A 4213-nucleotide genomic window follows, 5' to 3' on the forward strand; every position below is an offset into this window, starting at 1 on the left:
AGTTTGTCGGTGAGCGCTCAATATCCCGCTCTTCCATAACACAAGCCATCCTGAGGCATATGCGGTAAACTAAGCACGATTTTGCATCAGGAAAGCGTCTATGAATCACTCCCTTAAAGTCTGGAACACCTTCGGTATTGATCAGTATGCTAATGAACTTGTCTGCGCCGAAAATGAGCAACAATTACTGAATGCCTGGCAATCAGCCAATGCATTACAACATCCAGTGCTGATCCTGGGTGAAGGGAGTAACGTCCTGTTTCTTGATGCCTTCTATGGAACGGTGATTGTTAACCGTATTAAGGGCATTCAGGTCACAGAACAACCTGATGCCTGGCATTTGCACGTAGGTGCGGGGGAAAACTGGCATCATCTGGTACAGCATACTCTGCAACTGGGCATGCCAGGGCTGGAAAACCTTGCGCTCATCCCCGGTTGTGTCGGTTCATCGCCGATCCAGAATATCGGTGCTTACGGCGTAGAACTACAGCGTGTCTGTGAATATGTTGATTGCGTTGAACTGTCGACGGGTAAACATTTACGCGTCGTAGCAGCGGAATGCCGTTTTGGCTATCGTGATAGTATCTTCAAACATGAATACCAGGATCGCTTTGCGATCGTTGCAGTTGGGCTGAAACTACTAAAACAATGGCAGCCGGTGCTGACCTACGGCGACTTAACTCGCCTGGATCCCTCGACGGTGACGCCGCAGCAAGTGTTTGATGCCGTCTGTCATATGCGTACAACCAAACTACCCGACCCTAAAATACAGGGTAACGCGGGGAGCTTCTTTAAAAATCCCGTCGTTACCGCAGAAGTTGCTCAGGTGCTGCTGTCACAATTCCCGACAGCGCCTCATTACCCTCAAAAAGATGGCTCTGTGAAACTGGCTGCTGGCTGGCTTATCGATCAATGTCAGCTAAAAGGGGCGAGTATAGGTGGTGCTGCGGTACATCAGCAACAGGCGCTGGTACTCATTAACGCCAAAGATGCAACAAGCCAGGATGTGGTGCAGCTTGCCCATCACGTTCGCCAGAAAGTGGGTGCGAAATTTAATGTCTGGCTTGAGCCTGAGGTCCGATTTATTGGACCGAAAGGGGAAATGAACGCCGTGGAGATCATAGCATGAAGGATCATACTGTACCTCTGACGCTTATTTCATTGCTGGCTGATGGTGAATTTCATTCGGGTGAACAGCTGGGTGAAAAGCTTGGCATGAGTCGTGCGGCTATCAATAAACACATCCAGACGTTACGTGACTGGGGTGTTGATGTCTTTACCGTTCCCGGTAAAGGATACAGCTTACCGGAACCTATTCAGCTCCTGGATTCATCAGTTATTCATTCTCAACTGGATGGTGGAAATATTACCGTCCTGCCGGTCATTGATTCGACCAACCAATACCTTTTGGATCGTATTGGGCAACTGGAATCAGGTGATGCCTGCGTCGCTGAATATCAGCAGGCTGGACGTGGCCGTCGTGGGCGTAAATGGTTTTCTCCGTTTGGAGCAAACCTTTACCTCTCAATGTTCTGGCGTCTGGAGCAGGGACCGGCGGCTGCGATTGGCCTGAGCCTGGTCATTGGTATCGTCATGGCAGAAGTATTACGCGATCTGGGTGCCGATAAGGTGCGCGTGAAATGGCCCAACGACCTCTATCTGCTCGATCGTAAACTCGCCGGCATTCTGGTGGAGCTTACCGGTAAAACGGGTGACGCTGCGCAAATTGTTATTGGCGCGGGTATTAATATGGCAATGCGTCGGGTGGAAGAGAGTGTGGTTAATCAGGGCTGGATTAACCTGCAGGAAGCGGGAATTAACATTGATCGTAACACCCTTGCCGCTCGGTTGATCCGTGAGCTGCGTGCGGCACTCGTACTGTTTGAGCAAGAAGGGCTAACGCCTTATTTACTACGTTGGAAGACGCTGGATAATTTTATCAATCGTCCCGTTAAATTGATTATCGGCGATAAAGAAATATTTGGTGTATCCCGGGGAATAGATGCGCAAGGTGCGCTATTACTTGAACAGGATGGCGTGATCAAACCGTGGATGGGTGGAGAAATATCGCTCAGAAGCGCAGGGTAATAAAAAGGGGAGCGATTGCTCCCCTTTATGTTTATTTCCGTAATCTGACTTGTTCAACAGCATGGTTGGCGCTTTTAGTCATTATTAAGCTGGCCCGCTCACGCGTTGGTAAGATATTTTGTTTTAAATTCAGCCAGTTAATTTCTTTCCAAAGTGTTGTGGCGGTATTGATAGCCTCATCTTCAGACAGTTTGGCGTAGTTATGGAAATAAGAGTCGGGGTTGGTAAATGCCCCTTCACGGAATTTCAGGAAACGATTGATATACCACGTCTGGAGTAATTCTTCTGGCGCGTCAACGTAAATAGAGAAGTCGACAAAATCAGAAACAAATACATGATGTGGATCGTGAGGGTAATCCATCCCACTTTGTAATACGTTTAATCCTTCGAGAATTAAAATATCGGGTTGTGCGACGGTCTTGTCTCCATCAGGGATCACATCATAGATAAGATGTGAATAAACCGGCGCCGTGACGTTAGGGACACCTGACTTGAGGTCAGAAACGAATTTTACCAGACGGTGCATATCGTAGGACTGAGGGAAGCCTTTCTTCTTCATAAGTCCACGGTCTTTCAACACCTGATTAGGGTGAAGAAAGCCATCGGTGGTAATCAACTCAACCTTGCGATGCTCAGGCCAGCGACTCAACAATGCTTGCAGGACGCGTGCAGTGGTACTTTTTCCTACCGCGACGCTGCCAGCAATACTGATGATATAAGGGATACGCTCGCCGTTGGTGCCTAAAAATTGCTCCAGAACAGCCTGACGGCGCAGGTTTGAACTGATGTAAAAGTTTAGCAAACGCGATAAGGGCAAATAAATCTCGGCAACTTCTTCCAGCGATAAGTCTTCATTAATGCCTTTCAGACGAGCAATCTCTTCCTCGGTCAGGGTCATCGGCACGGAATCACGAAGCGCAGCCCACTGGTTGCGATCAAACTGTAGGTAAGGCGTCATTAACGCTTGCTCTTTTATACTCATACGCATGGTCTGGCTGTCATTGCGATATCAGGTCAGTAATAAAAAATGAATTCATCCCTGGCACGCAATGGCACGTCACATTTCAGTTAATTTGGACAATGGGCAGGAGGGTAACACCAGATGGGAGGGAATAATAAGAAAAAATCATCCCCTGAAAAGCAATGTGACGGGTATTCCAGATGTAAAAAGAGGCACTTTGCATCAGTTGGTATACATATGATGGAGTTAAACACCTCCTGGACGGTCGTGAAACGTTGTAAATTTGTACAGTCAGGCGCGGGAATAGATTATTTATCGGTCGTATAGTGTAAAATGTGAGCGATAGAACGTTTTATGCGATTTTTTAGTTGCATGAAGGCGCAGGTCTCCATAAAATGCGCGCTACTTGATGCCGACTTAGCTCAGTAGGTAGAGCAACTGACTTGTAATCAGTAGGTCACCAGTTCGATTCCGGTAGTCGGCACCATCAAGTCCGGTGGGGTTCCCGAGCGGCCAAAGGGAGCAGACTGTAAATCTGCCGTCACAGACTTCGAAGGTTCGAATCCTTCCCCCACCACCACTTTCTGGCAGCGTTATCGCCGCCTGGGTTGGTTAGAAAAATTAACCAGCTCAAACAGAAAAGAGAGAAATCTCTTTTTTGTTACAGAAAGAACTGGGTAGCCGAGTTTCAGGATGCGGGCATCGTATAATGGCTATTACCTCAGCCTTCCAAGCTGATGATGCGGGTTCGATTCCCGCTGCCCGCTCCAGACGTGCTGATATGGCTCAGTTGGTAGAGCGCACCCTTGGTAAGGGTGAGGTCCCCAGTTCGACTCTGGGTATCAGCACCACTTCACTTCTCCTTCCCGTTTCTCTCTGTTTACTTTTAAAAGCATTCAACAGTTCAGGTATATTGCCTGGTTGATGTGGTGATATCACCGATTTATCCGTGTCTTAGAGGGACAATCGATGTCTAAAGAAAAATTTGAACGTACTAAACCGCACGTTAACGTCGGTACTATCGGCCACGTTGACCATGGTAAAACAACGCTGACTGCTGCAATCACTACCGTACTGGCTAAAACCTACGGCGGTGCTGCTCGCGCATTCGATCAGATCGATAACGCGCCGGAAGAAAAAGCACGTGGTATCACCATCAACACG

Annotated in this window: 4 protein-coding genes and 4 tRNA genes; 7 read left to right on the forward strand and 1 reads right to left on the reverse strand. The window is 48.1% G+C overall.

The window, feature by feature from the left end:
* The first annotated feature begins 100 nt into the window (after nt 1-100).
* Nucleotides 101-1129 (forward strand): UDP-N-acetylmuramate dehydrogenase, encoded by a 1029-nt coding sequence (gene murB, locus QNN86_RS23720; RefSeq protein ID WP_414212396.1) that lies wholly within the window; start codon nt 101-103, stop codon nt 1127-1129.
* Nucleotides 1126-2088, forward strand: coding sequence for a bifunctional biotin--[acetyl-CoA-carboxylase] ligase/biotin operon repressor BirA (birA, locus tag QNN86_RS23725; protein ID WP_182270623.1), 963 nt, complete (start codon nt 1126-1128; stop codon nt 2086-2088). Before murB ends, birA begins: the two co-directional genes overlap by 4 nt.
* A gap of 31 nt (nt 2089-2119) precedes the next feature.
* Here birA and coaA read toward each other — a convergent pair whose 3' ends face one another.
* Nucleotides 2120-3070: a type I pantothenate kinase gene (coaA, locus tag QNN86_RS23730; protein WP_096759485.1), complete on the reverse strand. Its 951-nt coding sequence runs from the start codon at nt 3068-3070 to the stop codon at nt 2120-2122.
* A 390-nt stretch (nt 3071-3460) separates the two neighbouring features.
* Here coaA and QNN86_RS23735 point away from each other — a divergent pair.
* The 5 genes from QNN86_RS23735 to QNN86_RS23755 all read left to right on the forward strand — a co-directional run.
* Nucleotides 3461-3536, forward strand: a tRNA-Thr gene (locus QNN86_RS23735).
* A gap of 8 nt (nt 3537-3544) precedes the next feature.
* Nucleotides 3545-3629, forward strand: a tRNA-Tyr gene (locus QNN86_RS23740).
* Between the two features lie 115 nt (nt 3630-3744).
* A tRNA-Gly gene (locus QNN86_RS23745) sits at nt 3745-3819 on the forward strand.
* Nucleotides 3820-3824: 5 nt separating this feature from the next.
* Nucleotides 3825-3900 (forward strand) — tRNA-Thr (locus QNN86_RS23750).
* A gap of 118 nt (nt 3901-4018) precedes the next feature.
* Nucleotides 4019-4213 (forward strand): GTP-binding protein (locus tag QNN86_RS23755; RefSeq protein WP_000031656.1); only part of this gene is annotated, 195 nt, incomplete at its 3' end.

The organism is Citrobacter sp. C348, assembly GCF_047467975.1.
Taxonomy (GTDB): Bacteria; Pseudomonadota; Gammaproteobacteria; order Enterobacterales; family Enterobacteriaceae; genus Citrobacter; species Citrobacter gillenii.

Excerpts from the sequence above, each read along its gene's own strand:
- coaA (WP_096759485.1), bottom strand. The coding sequence starts at position 3,070 with ATGAGTATAAAAGAGCAAGCGTTAATGACGCCTTACCTACAGTTTGAT.
- murB (WP_414212396.1), top strand. The coding sequence starts at position 101 with ATGAATCACTCCCTTAAAGTCTGGAACACCTTCGGTATTGATCAGTAT.
- birA (WP_182270623.1), top strand. The coding sequence starts at position 1,126 with ATGAAGGATCATACTGTACCTCTGACGCTTATTTCATTGCTGGCTGAT.